The sequence below is a fragment of the Saccharospirillum sp. MSK14-1 genome (assembly GCF_003054965.1).
In the GTDB taxonomy this organism is placed as follows: Bacteria; Pseudomonadota; Gammaproteobacteria; order Pseudomonadales; family Natronospirillaceae; genus Saccharospirillum.
The window spans coordinates 95,751-113,718 of record NZ_MIES01000002.1; the positions used below are offsets into that span (position 1 = coordinate 95,751).

The following is a 17,968-nucleotide window of genomic DNA, read 5'->3' on the forward strand; positions in this document are numbered from 1 at the left end:
CAATCTCGCAAGGAGGATTGACGATTCAATGAAAGGACGGACGGTACAAACCCGCCGTCTTGATGTAGTGATAAACCGGTTCAGGCAATTCTGCCTGCCAGTCCATTTCGCCTCGACGGAGGCTGGTCGATGAGAGTTCCGAGCCCGTCGCCGGGCCAGCCAACCAACAGCCGCCTGCCAAATCGAGGTCGCTGAGTTGCTGCACCTGCTGCAGCGGCAGTTCAGGCACAATGATGGGCTCGTTGCCGCGCGGAAACACCCAGAAATGCGTACTTCGGATCAGATCGTCGACGCCATCCCAGCGCGCCAGCGATGCAAAGGCATCCGCGCCCATGACGAAGACTCGGCGCCAAGTGGGAAACTCCTGTTGCAACGCCGCCAGCGTATCGCGACTGTAGCTGGGACCCGGTCGGTCCAGCTCGCGCCGATCGATCACCAAGCGGTCGCCCGCCTGTTGCGTTTTTGCCCAGGCATGCAGCATACCCAACCGGTCTTCTGGCGACGCCTGAGCAGCCGCCTTTAAGGCCGGCAATTGGCAAGGCACCAGCCGTAACTGACTGACGTCGGTATTCGCCAGCACCGCCTGGCACAGCCATTCATGCGTTCGATGAAAAGGATCGAAGGTGCCGCCAAAGACAGCCATGAGCCGATTACTCACGAATCTGGCCGTCTCCAAGCACGATGTATTTTTGTGAGGTCAGCCCTTCCAGACCAACCGGTCCGCGAGCGTGAATCTTATCGGTGGAAATACCAATCTCTGCGCCCAGACCGTATTCAAAGCCATCGGCGAAACGGGTTGAGGCATTGATCATCACCGAAGCAGAGTCCACTTCCGTTAAAAAGCGACGACCCAGAGTGTAATTCTCAGTCACGATGCTGTCGGTATGCTGACTGGAATAGGTATTGATGTGTTCAATCGCTTGATCCAGGTCTTCGACAATACGCACCGCCAGAATCGGTCCCAGGTATTCCGTAGACCAGTCGTCTTCACTGGCGGCGGTGCAATCGATCAGCGCACGCGTCTGCTCACAGCCGCGCAATTCCACACCATGGCGGCTAAAAGCATCCGCCAGCGCAGGCAACAACTCTGCCGCGCGCGACTTTGCGATCAGCAACGTTTCCATGGCATTGCAGACGCCATAACGATGCGTCTTCGCATTCACAGCAATAGCCCGTGCTTTTTCGGCATCGGCCTCATCATCAATATAGACATGACAGATGCCATCGAGATGCTTGATCACAGGCACCCGAGCATCACGACTGATACGTTCGATCAGGCTTTTACCACCGCGTGGCACGATGACATCGACGTAGTCGGGCATGGTGATCAATTCACCCACAGCGGCCCGGTCGGTGGTTTCCACCACCTGCACCAGTGTTTCCGGCAGCCCGGCAGCCGCCAAGCCGGCACGGATACAACCGGCCAGCGCTTGATTGGACTGAATGGCTTCACTGCCCCCGCGCAAGATAACGGCGTTGCCGGATTTGATGCACAGGCTGGCCGCTTCAATGGTGACGTTCGGACGCGACTCATAAATGATGCCGATAACACCCAAAGGCACGCGCATCTTGCCAACCTGAATGCCGCTGGGCCGATAGTTGAGATCGGTGATGCCACCGACCGGATCGGGTAACGCCGCGACCTGATGCAACCCTTCGATCATGGCGTCCAAACGCGCGTCGGTCAGTTCCAGACGATCAAGCATGGCGGCATCCAGACCGCGCTCGCGACCGGCGGCGAGGTCTGCCGCGTTGGCCCGCTGCAGTGCCTGGCGCTGCTGACCGATGGCTTCGGCGGTGGCCAGTAACGCCTGATTTTTTCGACCGGTATTGGCGCGCGCCAGAGCACCAGAAGCGGCTCGCGCATTACGACCCAGGTCGTGCATATATTGGCTGACATTCATGAGGACGTTACTCTGGTTTCTAAATTCTGATTTTCACACTGTGATTTTCGGACTTAGGTTTTCAATCATTAAGTCGATTAATGATATTCCTGGCGCAATCGCCGTGCGTGCTTGACAGTCCAGGATAACAATGCCGTCATTATAGCGACTAGAGCCGCCCAATCACCACCCGGGCGACGCTAGTTACAAGGATATTCATTGTGTAGCCCGCACCCGGTCCTTCACTGACCACAGACGCGTCAGTCACCGGAACCATTGCCCGCTTACTGATAAGGACACTCATGACTGTTTGGTTGCAAGCAAGTCCCTGGCTGATTCTGGCGGCCATTTCTGTCACCGCATTCATCGAATCCTTTGCGCTGATTGGCGTCATCGTCCCGGGCGTTGTGGTGTTATTCAGCCTGTCCGCTCTGGCACAAAGCAACGATATATCACTCTGGCTGGTGCTGATTGCCGCCGGCATGGGTGCCTGCGCCGGAGACCTGTCGAGTTTTTTTATCGGTCACCGATTGCAGCATCGCATGGACCACTTTCGATGGGTGCAGCGCCATCGCGAATGGCTGCGTGAAGGCGAATGGTTTTTTCGTCGCTGGGGCTGGCTCAGCGTACTGATCGGTCGCTTTGTAGGCCCATTGCGGCCGGTTGTACCGTTGATTGCCGGCACGCTGAACATGCCACCCCGGCAATTTGTATTGCTGTCGTTAGGCTCGGTTCTAGCCTGGGCACCAGCCTACATGCTGCCCGGCTTTATAACCGGAGAAGTGGTCGAGCTGGTGCAGCACCGGTCATTGGCAGAACGCAGTCTGATCGTGCTGGTTCTACTCGCGACAGTTGGACTCCTCGCCTTTATGGTGCTGTATCATCACTTTCACCCCCAGCACCCCAGAGTGTTGCAGCGTTGGCCCTGGTTAAACCAGCTGTCGCCCCGCCTGCCCTTTCCTGCCGTGATGCTCGCCCTGACCGCAGGCAGTGCACTGTTGTGGCTGGTGCTGGCACGGCCCCTGGTCTGGGATGGTCTGCTCAACCTCCAGGTACCGACCTGGCGCAGTGGGATCGCTGACAATTTCTTTATTGGCTTTACCTTGCTCGGTGATCCGCAAATTCTGGCAATCACCGGCTTGATGTTTGCGCTCTGGTTCTTCTTACAAGGTTTTTATTGGCTACCGGCACAACTGCTGATCACCATCACGCTCGCGCAATGGGGTATTTTTCAGCTCAAAGCGTTTTTCGATGTGCCGCGCCCGAACTGGGTGGCCATTTTACCGCCAGGCGATTCTTTCCCATCCGGGCACGCCTCTGGTTTTGCGCTTTATCTAGCACTGATGTCGGCGATCGCCAATGAAAGTCGCCCCATGGAAAAGCGCTGGCAGTTTTATCTGCCGGCTGGCGTCATGATGTTGATTATGGCGTTTTCGCGAGTCTGGCTGGGTGTGCATTGGTTATCTGATGTCTTAGCCGGTCTGGCTCTGGCACTGTTTTGCGCGGCACTGGGACGATTGGCCTATGCCCAAGTCAGTACCCGTCGATTCCACTTGCCGGGCACGGCGGCTTTTTGGTGGTTGATTGTTCTGACGTTCACAGCCTATCTGGTGTTGGTTTTTCCATCGGCGAGCCAGAACTACGCACTGGGTTAGACATCGACGCCCGCCATGTCTGATAACATCCGGTCGAGTTGCACACAGCGCTCGACCAGATCGTTCTCATCCAGCAACCGTTGTTTCATACGCCGCTCCAATGGCAACCACCCCATCAATTGGTGCAGTGCACTTAACGGGCGCTGCAGATCAATCCCCACTTGATTGGCCAGATAAGGATGGTCGAGCAACGCCTCCAGCAACGGCTGATAATGTTGCTGCCAGTCGGCGACGGCATGCTCGTCAGCCGCGATTTCTTCTAACGGCTGCACGCTTCCCCACCAAAGCCCAGTGGCGTCTTTATCAACGTCAGACACCTGTACCCGACACAAGCCCGCCACGGTTATGCCCAACAGGCCGTTGTCGAGCTGACCGAAATCGATGATTTTACCCCAGCAACCGATCACCTTGTGTCCCGGCTCAGGCTCACCGAGCAGCACCACAAAACCGTCGTCTTCACGCATACAGCGCGACACCATCATCAGATATCGCGGTTCGAAAATCTGCAAAGGCAAAGTAGCATCGGGTAATAACAGCGCGTCCAGTGGAAACAGCGCACAGCGCTCATCGGCACGAACCCGGGACTCAGGCATCACAACCTCTCATGCGGAAAATGGCTATTGGCCGACCTATACGCAGTTGAGCGTCAGGCGGTTTCATCCAGGACGACGAAGGACAGAAAGGTGAGGACCAGAAAGGCGAACACTGCAAAGGGCGGTGAGGGGTTCAGCCAGACCAGCGTCAAACCGAGCAACCAAAGGCGTCGGACCCAGTCAACCTTAATTTGATGACGAGCACTTTGCACCCGCCGAGAATGAGGCGTTTCCGGCAACCGCCAGAAATGCCACCAGCGCAGCAACCCCAAACAACACCAATAGCCCATAGCGACCCTCCCGCTGCCCGCAGGCGGTGACACGCTTCTATGAGACTAGTTCAGCCTGAACAGGCTTATGTTACGAAATGTTGTGGCGTAAAGAGCGTCATCGCGGTGTCACAATGGTTCACTTACGTCGAACGGGACTCTAAAATGCACGCCACCTTTCGCCAGCAGCGAACTTTTAGATGACGATCAATAGCGAGAGCCTGCGCTTCATTCTGGGCATCAAGGTCAAACAATACCGCCAAGCGGCGGGTTTATCGCTGAAACAATTGGCGCAGCGGACTGAGCTGTCGATTTCCTATCTCAGCGAAATTGAGAAAGGCAAAAAATACCCCAAACCCGAAAAAATCATCCTGTTGGCCGAAGGGTTGGGCAAAAGCTACGACGATCTGGTGTCGATGCAGCTTGATGAAGAACTGAACCCCATCACCGCCCTGCTCGACTCTCCCTTATTCAAAGACTTTCCGCTGCAGCAGTTTGGCATCGGCCTGTCCGACCTGTTCGATCTGGTCACCGACTCACCGTCCAAAGCCGGGGCTTTTGTGCGGACTTTGCTGGAAATTGGTCGTGGTTACGACATGCAGGTCGAGCACTTTCTGCTGGCGGCGCTGCGCTCCTATCAGAAAATGCATCTGAATTATTTTGCGGACCTGGAAGAACAGGCGCAGCAATTCCGGGCTGATCACCAACTGAGCGCAGATCAGCGTCTGGATCTGGATTGGCTCACTCAACGTCTGCACGACGATTATCGCTGTGCCGTTGAATACGACCATTTCGAAGCCCGCCCAGAACTGACTGGGCTTCGATCGATCTGTGTTTCGCCGCGTTTACTGGTGGTTAATGAACGTCTGTCTAATCAGCAGCGCCAATTCCTGCTCGCCAAAGAGCTCGGCTTCCGCTACCTGGCCATGGCCGAGCGCTCACTGACCTCGTCATGGATCAAGGTTGAATCTTTCGAACAGGTCTTCAACAACTTTAAAGCGTCTTACTTCGCCAGTGCTTTATTGATTCCCGAAGCGCCGTTGATTGAAGACCTGCGTACCTGGCTGGCCCAACCGCGTTTTGATGGCGCCGCGCTGGTCACCTTGATGCAGCGTTACGACGCCACGCCGGAAATGTTCCTGTACCGGATGTCACAATTGATGCCGCATCAGTTTGGTCTGCACCAGATGCACTACATGCGCCTGCACAATCCAGCGGATAGCCGTCGCTACAACATTGCTAAAGAACTCAACACCACCAATGTGTTTTCACCGCGCGGCTTTGGCCCCAATGAGCACCACTGCCGGCGCTGGGTGGCGATGAAGTTGCTTGAAGAAGTCAGCGACCGTCAGCGCAGCGGTGAAACACCTCAATTACTGGTGGCGGCGCAACGCAGTCGCTTTATTCATCAGGACCAGACCTTCTTTAATTTTGCGGTGGTCAGGCCGTTGTCCTTGGAACAGAACAGCAACACCGCCATGGCTTTAGGCTTTTTGATCGACGATCGTTTCCGCGATGTCGCCGCCTTTTGGCGCGATGCCGATGTACCGGAAATGGATGTTCATGAAAGCTGTGAACGCTGTCCGCTCACCGACTGTGACAGCCGCGCTGCCGAGCCCACTTTGCTGCTTGATCGTCAACACCAACGCCAACGTGAAGTGGCCTTACAAGACTATCTGGACCAACACGCATGACCACCGCCCAACCACTGCACGTTCGCGCTCGCATGCTGCCGGTGCAGCGACTGCGCATCGAAAGCCTGGATAAAGCGGATTTGAACGCACGGCTCAGTGCCACCTTAACGCAGGCGCCGGCATTGTTTCAGCGAGCGCCGGTGGCGCTGGATCTGAGCAATGTCGTTGAGCAATTGGACGAAACCGCACTGTCGATGCTGCTGACCGAAACCCGAGAACGAGGCTTGGTGGTGTTTGCGCTCGCCGGTCCCAAAGCGGCGCTGTTGCCTTGGTGTGATCACTACAACCTGGCCTGGCAGGACGAACAGGACAAGCCGGCGAAAACACGCTCGGCGACACCGGCCTTAACCACTCAGGTGATAACTCAGCCGGTGCGTTCTGGTCAGCAGATTTATGCGCGCGATGCCCACTTGCTGGTGATGAGTCAGGTCAGTGCCGGCGCGGAAGTCATTGCGGATGGCAACATTCATATTTTTGGTGCCTTGCGTGGACGCGCTCTGGCGGGCGTTCAGGGTTTGACCAGCGCCGAAATTGTGTGTCAGCACCTGGATGCTGATCTGGTGGCTATTGCTGGTGTCTATCGGGTGCGAGATGATCTGCCGGAATCGGGCAGTGCCGCACGAATTTACCGTCTCGACGACGAACTGAGGGTCGATAGCTACTGAAGCCTCGGCTTTTCCTTGGTAGTCTCTGAGCACTGCAAGGATGCATTCCCCGCCGTTTGTGAATGCATCCTTATTTATGGAATCAACGGAAACAGGAAACCCGCATCTTGGCCAAGATCGTCGTCATAACCTCCGGCAAAGGAGGCGTGGGCAAAACCACCACCAGTGCTGCCATCAGCATGGGGCTGGCTCTGAAAGGCCACAAAACTGTGGTCATCGATTTTGACATCGGCCTGCGCAACCTCGACATCATCATGAACTGCGAACGCCGCGTGGTGTTCGATTTCGTTAACGTTATCCAGGGTGATGCCAGCCTCAACCAGGCACTGATCAAAGACAAACGCTGCGATCAGCTGTATATCCTGCCGGCGTCACAAACGCGCGATAAAGATGCGCTCACCCGCGATGGCGTCAAAACCATTCTCGACCAACTGGCCGAGCAGTTTGAGTACATCATCTGTGACTCCCCAGCCGGTATCGAACAGGGTGCGCAGATGGCGCTCTATTACGCCGATGAGGCCATTGTCGTAACCAACCCGGAAGTATCATCGGTCCGCGATTCCGATCGTATTTTGGGCATCTTGCAAAGCAAGAGTCTGCGGGCAGAAACGGGGGCTGATCCAGTAAAAGAACACCTGCTGATCACCCGTTTCGATCCCGAACGCGTGGCTCGTGGTGAGATGTTGACCATTCCGGACATTGAGGAAATCCTCGCGGTGCCACTGCTCGGTGTGGTCCCGGAAAGCCAGTCGGTTTTGAATGCTTCCAATAAAGGCATGCCGGTTGTACTGGACGAAAAAAGTGACGCTGGCCAAGCCTACTTGGATACCGTCGATCGTTTTCTCGGTGAGGACAAACCGCACCGTTTCCTGGAAGCTCAGCGCAAGAGTTTCTTCAAACGGGTCTTCGGAGGCTGAGATGGCATTTTTCGACCGCTTTCGCGACAAGGAAGAGGCCCGGTCGGCGGATGTCGCCCGCGATCGCCTCAAGGTGATCGTCAGCCACGAACGCCGTCAACGCAATGCACCGGCTTACCTGCCTGCAATGCAGCGTGACATTCTGGCGGTCATCGAGAAGTACGTTCAGGTCGATCCGGATCAGGTCCAAGTCGATCTAAACGACGATGGCAGTCACTCGGTGCTGGAAGTGAACGTCAATCTGCCGAAGTAAGCGCCGTCTTACGCCCATAAAAAACGCCGGCATCAGCCGGCGTTTTTTATTCCCGAATCCACTCAAGCGTGCTTAAGCTTATCAAGGTATTTCTCCGCATCCAGCGCCGCCATACAGCCGGTACCGGCTGAGGTAATGGCCTGGCGATAGATATGATCCATGACATCACCGGCCGCAAAAACACCGGGGACGCTGGTCTGGGTAGCGTTACCGGAAAGGCCGGAATTGACCTTAATGTAACCCCCTTCCATATCCAACTGGCCGTCGAAGATCTGAGTATTTGGCGTATGGCCGATGGCGATAAAGACACCATCCAGCGTCAGCTCTGACGTTGAGCTATCGAGCGTATTCTTCAGACGAACACCGGTAACGCCCATCTCGTCACCCAGCACTTCATCCAGGGTGTTGTTCCAGTGGAACACTACCTTGCCTTCCTTCTCTTTTTCCATCAGTCGGTCAGCCAGGATTTTTTCGGAACGAACGGCATCACGACGGTGGATCAGATGCACTTTGCTGGCGATGTTAGCCAAGTACAGCGCTTCTTCTACCGCCGTGTTACCACCGCCAACCACCGCAACCTCTTTGCCACGGTAGAAGAATCCATCACAGGTGGCGCAGGCAGAGACACCTTTACCCTGGAAGGCGGTTTCGCTTTCCAAACCCAGGTAGCGCGCGCTGGCACCGGTGGTAATGATCAGCGCATCGCAGGTGTAGACACCCTGGTCACCTTCCAGACGGAACGGCTTTTCACTCAAGTTGGTGGAGTGGATATGGTCAAAGATGATCTCTGTATCGAAGCGCTCAGCGTGCTCCTTCATCTTCTCCATCAACTCCGGCCCTTGCAACTCAGCATGACCGCCCGGCCAATTCTCCACTTCGGTCGTGGTGGTCAGCTGACCGCCCATCTGCATGCCAGTAATAACCACCGGCTTCAGGTTAGCTCGAGCCGCGTAGACAGCAGCGGTATAGCCGGCCGGGCCGGAACCAAGAATGATCAGTTCATGGTGTTGAGTGCTCATAGCGGAGTATCCGTCCATTTAAAAGCGTGGGAGAAATTCGACTGGCGCATAGGATGGCGGCTTTATCGATTGAATCAAGCCTTGCCTTGCTATAACCGTGATTGTTTTTGACTAATATCAAAAGGGGGCACTCTGCCCAATGAGCCTTCTGTGGCGCATCGAGCAGACTGACAAACCTTCGTGAATTACCAAGAAAAGATAATGAAGACGGCCAGAACCACCAGCCAAAGCACCTGAGCCCGTTTGATCAGTAACAGCAAATCCTCGGGTTTTTGCTCATGAGGTTCTCCCGGTAGCGACGACCGGACAGCCGAGGCCAGCAAAGCGCGATCAGCGTATTCGAACTCTCTCAACCGACGCACCCAAATGGCGAAGCCTTGGGCAAAGTTACCTACCAGCGCAAGACTCAGCGTCAACAAACGCACCGGTATCCAATTCACGGCATGACTGAGTTGTAATGCCAGCGGACCACCTGGCTCACCGCGGAAAATCGGCTGAACCAAGGTCAACAAAGAAGACATGATGACGCCCGGCACGCCAAAGGCGACGTACCAGAACAGACTGACAAAAAAGCGTTGGAAGAGCTGATAAGCAATGCCCTGCTTCAACCCCTGATCCATCTGCTTGGGCCCGCGTTCATAAAGCCCCTCGGGCATTCCAAGCGTTGAAACCGCCAACTGATAAGCGCCTTCATGGTCACCTTCGTCCTGAAGGGTTCGATAAGCCTGCAGTTGATCAGCCTGATCGCCCGGGCCAAACGCAAGCACCAGCACCACAAACCCCAGCAGAGGGGTTAACCACCACAGGTGCGCCCACCACAACAAAAGCCAGACGAGAACGGCTGGTAAAAATACAATCAATAATAAGGCCGCTGTACTACCACCTAGGCGGCGTACCAATATGGCCAGAGTAGAGTGCATGGAATCGATACCAGGCAAGCGCCGGGCGGTCACACTCAGTGACACCAGCCAGGCCAGCAACGCTGCCACAAAGGTCATCTTGCAAAGCTCCCGATTGCAAACATGGGCGTCAGATTAACACCGGCGTCAGCCGATTGCGAAGCGCTCACTGCCATCTCTATAATGCCGCCACACTCGACAACCGCGGAAATACGATGTTCATCGCCGATACTTCATACGCCGCCACACTTCAGGACCACCTGAACCGTACCGTTCGTTTTGCACTGGAAGAAGACCTCGGTAACGGTGACATCACCGCGCAATTGATTCCTCTGGAAACGGCCGCTAAAGCCTCTGTCATTACTCGAGAAGCGGGTGTGTTATGTGGCCGGGAGTGGTTTACCGAAACCTTCCGTCAGATTGATGATCAGATCCAGCTCAGCTGGTATGTCGAAGACGGCAACCACGTGCAGCCTAACGACACTCTGGTCGACATAAGCGGCAGTGCGCGCAGCATTTTAACCGCCGAACGTTGCGCGTTGAATTTTCTGCAGACCTTGAGCGGCACAGCCACCGCCGCCCATCATTACGCCAGCCGTGTTGCCGAGACACCGGTCACTATTCTCGACACCCGAAAAACGCTGCCAGGTTTACGGCTGGCGCAAAAGTACGCCGCCTTAGTGGGAGGTTGTGAGAATCATCGGCTGGGACTTTATGATCGGTTTTTAATTAAGGAAAACCACATCATGGCCTGTGGCGGTATTCGACCGGCCATTGAGTACGCCAAGGCGTTGCATGCTGAGGTTGCCGTAGAAGTTGAGGTGGAAACGATGACTCAATTGGATGAAGCCATAGACGCCGGTGCGGACATTGTCATGCTGGATAATTTCGACACCGACGCAACACGTCGAGCCGTCGAACGCGCGGCGGGTCGTGTCAAACTGGAAAGCTCAGGGAACTTCGATCTGGACCGACTGAACGCTGATTTAGCGGCGGGTGCTCAGGTCGATTTTATTTCTGTTGGTGCTATTACCAAACATGTTCAGGCACTGGATCTGAGTTTGAGGCTAATCATGCAACCCGCGGATAAATAACCTTTTCAAAAAAGCCGCGATGATTTTCAACAGCGGCTTTCTATTCCTTCACACTGGCAATTCTTTCTCAGTGTTACAGCTACCTGGTGCGAAATCATCCTTCCAGCCAGGTACATCAGCAGTGTAAATCACACACTCCCAAAAACCGTCGTGCGCTCTCTCCAGCGACAAAACAGTGCCATTGATTGTTACTGAGGTATCACCCCCCATGGTCGCTCTCAAATACCCGGATCCGTCACCCAGCGCATTAAAATCAATATCGTAATTGTCATCCCCGACCAACGACGATACCTGCCCGCCAATCTCATCCAGCGTTTCAAATTCGGTGTCGCCGCGCATCAACCGATCTTCGACATTCGATTTCAGCGCCGTCAGCTCACCATACACTCGGTTAACTTGTGTTCTAGCAATGTGATCTTGGTAAGTGGGTACCGCCAGCGCCGCCAAAATACCGACGATGGCAACGACGATCATCAACTCGATTAACGTAAATCCCTGTTGCTTATGCATTGGTTTCTCCTTGAACAGCTAGGCATCACATTGCGTCCATTGCGACGTGACAGTTTCAAGTCCTTGATCATGCCAAGGCTTACTTAAAGAGGTAAACGCCGCTCTCGCCAATAAAGAGTGCACTGGATCACATCCTTAAAATAAGTTGCCCTGTCGAATTCAATTCCCCTCTCGTCATCGGATATAAAACCCTTAGCCGTTTACTGACTGAACGATACTGGAATAACAGTAGGTAAAGGGTTTATTCATACCCGGACAAAGGATTGTCTATGATGAATCAACTCAATGGTTTAGCACATCGACTGGTGCAGGCGCATCTGCTGGATGAGCCTCAGGCGCTGGCGGCTTTGGAGCAAGCCCGTCAAACACAACTCAGCCTGATGTCTTACCTTCTTAAAAAACAGCAGGTACCCGCTCAACAGCTGGCGGAGATTGCCGCTGAAGAATTCGGTTTACCTCTGTGCAACCTTGCTGAATTCGATCTGGATCAAGCACCTTTCGAATTAATTTCCGCCCCTCTATTAGAGAAGCACACCGTTTTTCCATTGGCATTGCGCGATGAACAACTGTGCCTTGCCATCGCTGATCCAACCGACTTTCAAGCGTTAGAGGAAGTTCGCTTCCATACAGGCCTGCCTGTCCGCGCATTTGTCATGGCAGGTGATCGCCTTGAGAAGATGCTGCAGCGCAGTTTAAACAAAACAACCGATGTATTACTCGAAGATACCCAAACCCAAGAAACCGATTTCAATCAGACCGATCATCGTGGATTTGAAAATAAAGACGATGCACCGGTTGTTCGATTCATCCATCAAATGCTGACAGCTGCAATTACACAGGGTGCTTCTGACCTGCATTTCGAACCTTATCAGAACGATTACCGGATTCGCTTTCGCATAGACGGTGTGCTTCAAGATATCGCCCATCCACCATCGGCATTCGGACCCAAGCTGGCGGCGCGGCTAAAGATACTATCCAACTTAGACATTTCTGAGCGGCGCCTGCCGCAGGATGGTCGTATTAGCTTAACCACTCAGGCTTCAGGCACCACGGATTTTCGCATCAGTACACTGCCCACTCTCTTTGGTGAAAAAGTGGTTCTGCGCATTCTCGATTCATCTAAGACCCGATTGAATATCGAGACACTGGGCATGACAGAGAACCAACAACACTCGTTTCTCTCCGCTTTAAAGAAACCACAGGGAATGATACTGGTCACTGGACCAACCGGTTCTGGGAAAACCGTCTCACTCTATACCGGCCTGAATATTCTTAATCAGCAAAGCATCAATATTTCTACGGCGGAAGACCCCATCGAAATTCATTTGGATGGGATCAACCAGGTCAATGTGAATACTAAACTTGGTTTGGACTTCGCTTCGACTCTGCGAGCGCTTTTACGTCAAGACCCTGACGTCATCATGGTCGGTGAAATCCGCGATTTAGAAACCGCAAACATCGCCATCAAAGCCTCTCAAACCGGCCACCTGGTGTTGTCCACTTTGCATACCAACAGCGCTGCCGATACCTTTACTCGGCTGCTCAATATTGGCGTTGCCCCTTTTAATCTTGTATCCAGTATTCGCATGATCATCGCGCAACGCTTAGTTAGAAAGTTGTGTGATCACTGCAAAAAGCCGGCATCACTCGACTCACAACACCTTCTCGACGCGGGCATTGATGATCATCAATTCAGCTCTGATCAACTGTTTCGTGCCGTTGGCTGCGACCACTGCAATGGTGGCTACAAAGGACGAACAGGGATCTACGAGGTGGTGAATTTTTCTGCCGAACTCGCACAACATTTGTTGTCTATCAACCACACAACCGATATCGATAGGACCTTTGCAAAAGCTGGTTTCAGAACGTTACGACAGGCTGGACTCAGTAAAGCACTGGCGGGTGAAACCAGCTTGGAAGAGGTCTATCGAGTGACTCTCAATGATTGAGCGGAGGTAGAATGGCAACCTCGACACAACCGGTTCGACAGTTTGATTACTTGGGTATTGATCGCCAAGGCAAACAGCAACAAGGCATCATCACCAGTTCGTCAGCCGCTATGGCCAGAGCTCAATTAAGACGACAAGGTCTGATCAAACTGATTCACCTGCGCAAACAGAACGCTCATCTGACCGCGTTTCGATCGTCGATCAAAGGGAGTGACATTACTGCCCTGACGCGTCAACTCGCCACCTTATTAAAGGCCGGCGTTCCGTTGATGAAAGCGTTCGATATTCTCCTGGATGGTCTGGGCAACAAGCGCTTAATTCGAGTGGTGAGTCAGATCAGCCATGAGGTTGCCGCAGGCAACCGACTTTCTGCTGCTTTGCGCCAACACCCGCATCATTTCAGTTCACTTTATTGCGCTTTGGTCGAAGCGGGTGAACTGGCAGGTGCGCTCGATGTCATGCTGGAGCGCCTCGCCTTGCACCAGGAAAAAACCGAACAACTGCGAAAAAAAATCCGGAGTGCCCTAGCATATCCGGCCACCATTCTGATCATTGCTGTGGCCATAACCATACTGTTGTTGCTTAAAGTAGTACCCACCTTCGCCAATCTGTTTACCAGTTTTGGTGCGCCGTTACCGACGGCAACACGCATCGTGATGAACCTTTCACAAGGACTCCAATCCTACTGGCTGGCACTGACACTACTGTCCGTTACTGCTGTGAGTGCTATTCGTTTGCTCATGCATCGATCAACGCGCTTTCGCCATGTCTGGCAACAGCTCAGCTTAAAATTGCCCGTCTTCGGCCCATTATTGCATCAGGCGGCGATGGCGCGATTTTCACGAACACTGTCGATCACCTTTGCGGCAGGAGTTCCTTTAGTTCAGGCATTGCAGTCGGCCGCTGGAACGTCGACCAATGTAGTCTACACCCAAGCCATCAATAACACGGCCAAAGCCGTCGAAACCGGCACTGAGTTAGCCGTCGCCATGCAACAAAACACGTGCTTTCCGGTACTGCTGATACAAATGGTCGGCATCGGAGAGCAATCGGGCACTCTGGATAGCATGCTCGCCAGGACGGCTGCCATCTATGAGGACAATGTTGACCAACAAGTGTCGGCTCTGACCGCCATTATGGAACCTTTAATTATGACCGTACTGGGACTGTTGGTCGGTGGTTTGGTAGTATCCATGTATCTACCCATCTTCCGCATGGGAGCGGTCATCGGCTAATGAATCTGTTAGATATTTTACAAGCCAGCACACCCGTATTGCTGGTATTTGCCGGGATAGCCGGTTTGATTTTTGGCAGTTTTTTAAACGTTGTTATTCACCGCCTACCAATCATGATGCAAGGTGTTTGGGCACGTGAAACAGCGCAGATGGAGGGTCGGGAATCGTCACCCAGCGAAACCTTCAACCTGATGCAGCCAGCGTCACACTGTCCTCATTGCAACCATGTCATTCGTGCTTGGGAAAACATTCCGCTGCTCAGTTACCTCATACTCAGAGGCCGTTGTTCTCAGTGCAAAGCCTCCATCGCTGTGCGCTATCCATTGCTGGAAGCCGCCGCGAGTCTGTTAGCGGTGGCGGTGGCTTGGCACTTCGGTGCCAGTGCACAGACACTGTTTTTGATGGCGTTTTTCTGGGTATTGCTGGTACTGACGGCGATCGACATCGATCACCAACTGTTGCCTGACAGCCTCACGCTGCCATTGCTTTGGGCAGGCCTGCTGATCAACATCAACCATGCATTTGTGCCTTTGGAAGATGCAGTCATCGGTGCTGCTGCTGGTTACTTATCGCTGTGGTGTTTGTACTGGACCTTTAAGCTACTGACCGGCAAAGACGGTATGGGTTACGGTGATTTCAAACTTTTCGCCGCCTTTGGCGCTTGGTTTGGTTGGGCGAGTTTGCCACTGATCATCATGCTGGCGGCCATCGTCGGCGCCATCATTGGGGTTAGCGCCATCGTCGTGCATGGACGTGACCGACAACTGCCCATTCCATTCGGCCCTTATCTTTGCGGAGCCGCTTTGGTCTATGTGTTTTGGGGTGAAACACTCAGCCAGTGGTATTTGGGTACCTTAGTATGATCATTGGTCTGACCGGCGGCATTGGTTCGGGAAAATCGGCGGCGACCGCCATTTTTGAACGTTTGGGCATCGGCTGTGTCGATGCTGATCACGTCGCCCGGGAAGTAGTGGAGCCTGGCGAACCCGCATTAGCATCAATTGTTGAGCATTTTGGACCGGATCTGTTGATGGCGGATGGCACACTGAACCGGGGTCGATTGCGCGAGCGTATTTTTACCAACGAACCGGAGCGACTCTGGCTAGAAGCTTTGCTGCATCCATTGATACGCAAGCGAATGACACAGCAGCTTGCGGCTCAAACATCGCCTTACGCAATCCTGGTTGCTCCTTTATTGTTTGAAAACGATCTGGATAAGGGCTGTGAGGCGAGCATCCTGATCGATGTTCCAGAAGAGATTCAGGTGAGTCGCGTCATGGCGCGTGATAACAGCGACGAGGCACAGGCAAGATCCATCATTAAACGCCAGATGAGCCGTGCTGATAAGCGACTTCGTGCCAGCTACGTCATCGACAACAGTGGCACGCTGGCTGATCTGGAAAACGCCCTTGTTGCATTGCACCAGGAAATTATGGCAAAACTCCCCACCCCAAGCTCCGAAACAGGCAAACGTCATGACGACTGAAGTTCCTTGCCCGACCTGCCGCAAGGTCACTCAATACAATGCATCTAACCCCCACCGTCCATTCTGCAGCGAACGTTGCCGGCTGATCGATTTGGGTGAATGGGCGAGTGAAGGGCATCGAATTGCTGGAAAACCGGCTGCTGAAGAGCTGCTCAGCGATGATCTGCCGCCGGATAACGGTGAGAACGATTAATATACGTCAGCGTTATTTGGCCAGATAGGCCTGCAGTTGTTCAATCATCTGTTGATTGGCTTGTGGAAAGTCATACTGCGCTAGCTCTGCAACCGGCACCCAACGTACCGACTGGCCTTCCAGCCCACTTGCTTGACCGGAAAACTGCCGACAAATCCAGGTGTCCAAGCGTACGGCCTTATCGCCGTAATCAAATTCCAGGCAGGTTAATTCGATCATCCGAACGGGGTCGACATTCAATCCGACCTCCTCAGCGAGCTCCCGCTTCAATGCCTGAGGAGTGGTTTCGCCGGGCTCAACCTTGCCACCAGGAAACTCCCACAAACCGCCTTGATGTTGATGATTGCCACGCTTGGCAATTAAGACATTGTCGCCATCTAACACCATCCCGACAGCGACATGAACAATTCGCTTGGTCATCTCTTAAGTCCGGTATTCAGCATTGATGCGAATGTATTCGTAGGACAAATCCGTCGTCCAAACCCGATCAGCAACCTCTCCACGACCGAGCAAAACACGAATGCTCAGCTCTTCCTGCTGCATGACTTGGCTGCCCGCCGCTTCGGTGTAATCCGCTGCACGCTCACCCTGGGCCACGATCTGAACCTCATCCAGCCAAATATCGATCTGACTAACGTCCAGTTCTTTTAAGCCACTGCGCCCAACGGCGGCCAAAATACGGCCCCAATTTGCATCCGAGGCCGTTAGGGCGGTTTTCACCAGCGGGCTATGTGCAATGGTATAAGCAACCGCCAATGCTTCTTCGGTGGAACCTGCTTGCTCAACGGCAATTTCAACAAATTTGGTAGCGCCTTCACCGTCACGCACAATCTCATGTGCCAAGCCACGCATGACTCGCGTTAAGGCTTCCAGAAATGGCTGATAGGACGGATGTAGTGCTGAATCTATTTCATCGGCTTGAGATTCGCCGGTCGCGACCAGCATACACGCATCGTTCGTTGACGTATCGCTGTCGACGGTGATCCGGTTGAAGCTGGCCTCAGTGGCCTGGCGCAACAAACTGTCCAGCAATGCCGGAGCGATTTTGGCATCTGTTGCCACGAAAGACAGCATGGTTGCCATATTGGGCTTGATCATGCCCGAACCTTTAGCGATGCCGGTAATACTGACGGTGTGACCACCCGCAAGCTCAAGCTGGTGTGATAACCCTTTGGGGCGTGTATCGGTTGTCATGATACCGCTGGCTGCCGCCTGCCAATTATCAGACTGGAGATTTTCCAGAGCCGCAGGCAAACCGGCCAAGAGACGGTCCATAGGCAGATATTCGCCAATCACACCGGTCGAAAATGGCAGCACCGACTCACTTGGCAAACTCGCCAGATGAGCCAGTTCGGTGCAGCTGGCCTGAGCGTCTGTCATACCACGAGCACCGGTTCCAGCGTTGGCGTTACCGGTGTTGACCAGCCACAATCGAGGAGCCTGCGCTTGCAGATGCGCCTTGGCAACATGTACCGGCGCAGCGCAAAAGGCGTTCGTTGTAAAAACCCCCGCCGATCGACTGCTTTCAGACAGTTTGAAAACCACCAGGTCGTTTCGTCCGGGCCGCTTAATGCCCGCCTGAGCAACCCCAATTTCAACGCCGTCAATCGGCAGTAACTGTCCTGTCAGCCCCGGGCCCACCGCCATGCTGTTA

The 17,968-nt window shown here is 53.9% G+C and carries 20 protein-coding genes; 11 read left to right on the forward strand and 9 right to left on the reverse strand.

The window, feature by feature from the left end; all coding sequences use genetic code 11:
• Positions 1–25: 25 nt before the first annotated feature.
• Positions 26–658 carry a nicotinate-nicotinamide nucleotide adenylyltransferase gene (locus BGP77_RS00480; protein ID WP_146171154.1) on the reverse strand — a complete coding sequence of 211 codons (633 nt, stop codon included), beginning with the start codon at positions 656–658 and terminating at the stop codon, positions 26–28.
• Complete coding sequence (locus BGP77_RS00485) at positions 651–1,904, reverse strand: glutamate-5-semialdehyde dehydrogenase (protein WP_108162772.1); 1,254 nt, start codon at positions 1,902–1,904, stop codon at positions 651–653. The genes BGP77_RS00480 and BGP77_RS00485 overlap by 8 nt, the downstream gene beginning before the upstream one ends.
• Positions 1,905–2,185: 281 nt before the next feature.
• Here BGP77_RS00485 and BGP77_RS00490 point away from each other — a divergent pair, with 281 nt between their 5' ends.
• Positions 2,186–3,538 (forward strand): bifunctional DedA family/phosphatase PAP2 family protein, encoded by a 1,353-nt coding sequence (locus tag BGP77_RS00490; protein WP_108162773.1) that lies wholly within the window; start codon positions 2,186–2,188, stop codon positions 3,536–3,538.
• On the opposite strand, the gene BGP77_RS00495 is transcribed toward BGP77_RS00490, so the two are convergent.
• The gene (locus tag BGP77_RS00495) at positions 3,535–4,131 is read right to left on the reverse strand and encodes an LON peptidase substrate-binding domain-containing protein (protein WP_108162774.1); all 597 of its coding nucleotides are present in this window, start codon (positions 4,129–4,131) and stop codon (positions 3,535–3,537) included. The two genes, BGP77_RS00490 and BGP77_RS00495, sit on opposite strands and share 4 nt — an antisense overlap.
• A 53-nt stretch (positions 4,132–4,184) precedes the next feature.
• The gene (locus BGP77_RS00500; protein ID WP_108162775.1) at positions 4,185–4,421 is read right to left on the reverse strand and encodes a hypothetical protein; all 237 of its coding nucleotides are present in this window, start codon (positions 4,419–4,421) and stop codon (positions 4,185–4,187) included.
• A 179-nt stretch (positions 4,422–4,600) separates the two neighbouring features.
• On the opposite strand from BGP77_RS00500, the gene BGP77_RS00505 reads away from it, so the two are divergent.
• From BGP77_RS00505 to minE, 4 genes are all read left to right on the forward strand, one after another.
• Complete coding sequence (locus tag BGP77_RS00505; protein ID WP_108162776.1) at positions 4,601–6,094, forward strand: helix-turn-helix domain-containing protein; 1,494 nt, start codon at positions 4,601–4,603, stop codon at positions 6,092–6,094.
• Positions 6,091–6,759, forward strand: coding sequence for a septum site-determining protein MinC (minC, locus tag BGP77_RS00510; RefSeq protein WP_108162777.1), 669 nt, complete (start codon positions 6,091–6,093; stop codon positions 6,757–6,759). Before BGP77_RS00505 ends, minC begins: the two co-directional genes overlap by 4 nt.
• A 107-nt stretch (positions 6,760–6,866) precedes the next feature.
• Positions 6,867–7,676, forward strand: coding sequence for a septum site-determining protein MinD (gene minD / locus BGP77_RS00515; RefSeq protein ID WP_108162894.1), 810 nt, complete (start codon positions 6,867–6,869; stop codon positions 7,674–7,676).
• Between the two features lies 1 nt (position 7,677).
• Complete coding sequence (minE, locus tag BGP77_RS00520) at positions 7,678–7,929, forward strand: cell division topological specificity factor MinE (RefSeq protein WP_108162778.1); 252 nt, start codon at positions 7,678–7,680, stop codon at positions 7,927–7,929.
• 62 nt (positions 7,930–7,991) lie between these two features.
• On the opposite strand, the gene trxB is transcribed toward minE, so the two are convergent.
• On the reverse strand, positions 7,992–8,948 hold the full coding sequence (gene trxB, locus BGP77_RS00525) for a thioredoxin-disulfide reductase (protein WP_108162779.1): 957 nt from the start codon (positions 8,946–8,948) through the stop codon (positions 7,992–7,994).
• A gap of 185 nt (positions 8,949–9,133) precedes the next feature.
• Positions 9,134–9,946 carry a regulatory signaling modulator protein AmpE gene (ampE, locus tag BGP77_RS00530; RefSeq protein ID WP_108162780.1) on the reverse strand — a complete coding sequence of 271 codons (813 nt, stop codon included), beginning with the start codon at positions 9,944–9,946 and terminating at the stop codon, positions 9,134–9,136.
• Positions 9,947–10,062: 116 nt separating this feature from the next.
• On the opposite strand from ampE, the gene nadC reads away from it, so the two are divergent.
• Positions 10,063–10,941 (forward strand): carboxylating nicotinate-nucleotide diphosphorylase, encoded by an 879-nt coding sequence (gene nadC / locus BGP77_RS00535; protein ID WP_108162781.1) that lies wholly within the window; start codon positions 10,063–10,065, stop codon positions 10,939–10,941.
• Positions 10,942–10,989: 48 nt separating this feature from the next.
• Here nadC and BGP77_RS00540 read toward each other — a convergent pair whose 3' ends face one another.
• Complete coding sequence (locus BGP77_RS00540) at positions 10,990–11,451, reverse strand: pilin (RefSeq protein ID WP_108162782.1); 462 nt, start codon at positions 11,449–11,451, stop codon at positions 10,990–10,992.
• A 269-nt stretch (positions 11,452–11,720) separates the two neighbouring features.
• On the opposite strand from BGP77_RS00540, the gene pilB reads away from it, so the two are divergent.
• Genes pilB through yacG form a run of 5 tightly spaced genes read left to right on the forward strand, consistent with a single transcriptional unit; the run spans position 11,721 to position 16,314 of the window.
• Positions 11,721–13,400: a type IV-A pilus assembly ATPase PilB gene (pilB, locus tag BGP77_RS00545; protein ID WP_199224153.1), complete on the forward strand. Its 1,680-nt coding sequence runs from the start codon at positions 11,721–11,723 to the stop codon at positions 13,398–13,400.
• Between the two features lie 11 nt (positions 13,401–13,411).
• A complete protein-coding gene (locus BGP77_RS00550) occupies positions 13,412–14,635 on the forward strand; it encodes a type II secretion system F family protein (protein WP_108162783.1) in 1,224 nt (407 codons plus the stop codon).
• Positions 14,635–15,498 carry an A24 family peptidase gene (locus BGP77_RS00555; RefSeq protein ID WP_108162784.1) on the forward strand — a complete coding sequence of 288 codons (864 nt, stop codon included), beginning with the start codon at positions 14,635–14,637 and terminating at the stop codon, positions 15,496–15,498. Before BGP77_RS00550 ends, BGP77_RS00555 begins: the two co-directional genes overlap by 1 nt.
• Positions 15,495–16,121, forward strand: coding sequence for a dephospho-CoA kinase (gene coaE, locus BGP77_RS00560; protein WP_108162785.1), 627 nt, complete (start codon positions 15,495–15,497; stop codon positions 16,119–16,121). The genes BGP77_RS00555 and coaE overlap by 4 nt, the downstream gene beginning before the upstream one ends.
• Positions 16,111–16,314 carry a DNA gyrase inhibitor YacG gene (yacG, locus tag BGP77_RS00565; protein ID WP_108162786.1) on the forward strand — a complete coding sequence of 68 codons (204 nt, stop codon included), beginning with the start codon at positions 16,111–16,113 and terminating at the stop codon, positions 16,312–16,314. The genes coaE and yacG overlap by 11 nt, the downstream gene beginning before the upstream one ends.
• Positions 16,315–16,326: 12 nt before the next feature.
• Here the strand turns inward: yacG and mutT are convergent, their stop codons facing one another.
• Both mutT and argJ read right to left on the reverse strand, forming a co-directional pair.
• Positions 16,327–16,734, reverse strand: a complete 408-nt coding sequence (gene mutT, locus BGP77_RS00570) for an 8-oxo-dGTP diphosphatase MutT (RefSeq protein WP_108162787.1) — start codon at positions 16,732–16,734, stop codon at positions 16,327–16,329.
• 3 nt (positions 16,735–16,737) lie between these two features.
• Complete coding sequence (argJ, locus tag BGP77_RS00575) at positions 16,738–17,961, reverse strand: bifunctional glutamate N-acetyltransferase/amino-acid acetyltransferase ArgJ (RefSeq protein ID WP_108162788.1); 1,224 nt, start codon at positions 17,959–17,961, stop codon at positions 16,738–16,740.
• Positions 17,962–17,968: the final 7 nt, after the last annotated feature.

What these genes read in the sequence shown, in the direction of transcription:
- BGP77_RS00495 (WP_108162774.1), bottom strand. Translation starts at nt 4,131, where the DNA reads ATGCCTGAGTCCCGGGTTCGTGCCGATGAGCGCTGTGCGCTGTTTCCA.
- pilB (WP_199224153.1), top strand. Translation starts at nt 11,721, where the DNA reads ATGATGAATCAACTCAATGGTTTAGCACATCGACTGGTGCAGGCGCAT.
- argJ (WP_108162788.1), bottom strand. Translation starts at nt 17,961, where the DNA reads ATGGCGGTGGGCCCGGGGCTGACAGGACAGTTACTGCCGATTGACGGC.
- BGP77_RS00555 (WP_108162784.1), top strand. Translation starts at nt 14,635, where the DNA reads ATGAATCTGTTAGATATTTTACAAGCCAGCACACCCGTATTGCTGGTA.
- BGP77_RS00540 (WP_108162782.1), bottom strand. Translation starts at nt 11,451, where the DNA reads ATGCATAAGCAACAGGGATTTACGTTAATCGAGTTGATGATCGTCGTT.
- BGP77_RS00505 (WP_108162776.1), top strand. Translation starts at nt 4,601, where the DNA reads ATGACGATCAATAGCGAGAGCCTGCGCTTCATTCTGGGCATCAAGGTC.
- minC (WP_108162777.1), top strand. Translation starts at nt 6,091, where the DNA reads ATGACCACCGCCCAACCACTGCACGTTCGCGCTCGCATGCTGCCGGTG.
- BGP77_RS00490 (WP_108162773.1), top strand. Translation starts at nt 2,186, where the DNA reads ATGACTGTTTGGTTGCAAGCAAGTCCCTGGCTGATTCTGGCGGCCATT.
- nadC (WP_108162781.1), top strand. Translation starts at nt 10,063, where the DNA reads ATGTTCATCGCCGATACTTCATACGCCGCCACACTTCAGGACCACCTG.
- BGP77_RS00550 (WP_108162783.1), top strand. Translation starts at nt 13,412, where the DNA reads ATGGCAACCTCGACACAACCGGTTCGACAGTTTGATTACTTGGGTATT.
- trxB (WP_108162779.1), bottom strand. Translation starts at nt 8,948, where the DNA reads ATGAGCACTCAACACCATGAACTGATCATTCTTGGTTCCGGCCCGGCC.
- BGP77_RS00500 (WP_108162775.1), bottom strand. Translation starts at nt 4,421, where the DNA reads ATGGGCTATTGGTGTTGTTTGGGGTTGCTGCGCTGGTGGCATTTCTGG.
- ampE (WP_108162780.1), bottom strand. Translation starts at nt 9,946, where the DNA reads ATGACCTTTGTGGCAGCGTTGCTGGCCTGGCTGGTGTCACTGAGTGTG.
- coaE (WP_108162785.1), top strand. Translation starts at nt 15,495, where the DNA reads ATGATCATTGGTCTGACCGGCGGCATTGGTTCGGGAAAATCGGCGGCG.
- yacG (WP_108162786.1), top strand. Translation starts at nt 16,111, where the DNA reads ATGACGACTGAAGTTCCTTGCCCGACCTGCCGCAAGGTCACTCAATAC.
- mutT (WP_108162787.1), bottom strand. Translation starts at nt 16,734, where the DNA reads ATGACCAAGCGAATTGTTCATGTCGCTGTCGGGATGGTGTTAGATGGC.
- minE (WP_108162778.1), top strand. Translation starts at nt 7,678, where the DNA reads ATGGCATTTTTCGACCGCTTTCGCGACAAGGAAGAGGCCCGGTCGGCG.
- BGP77_RS00485 (WP_108162772.1), bottom strand. Translation starts at nt 1,904, where the DNA reads ATGAATGTCAGCCAATATATGCACGACCTGGGTCGTAATGCGCGAGCC.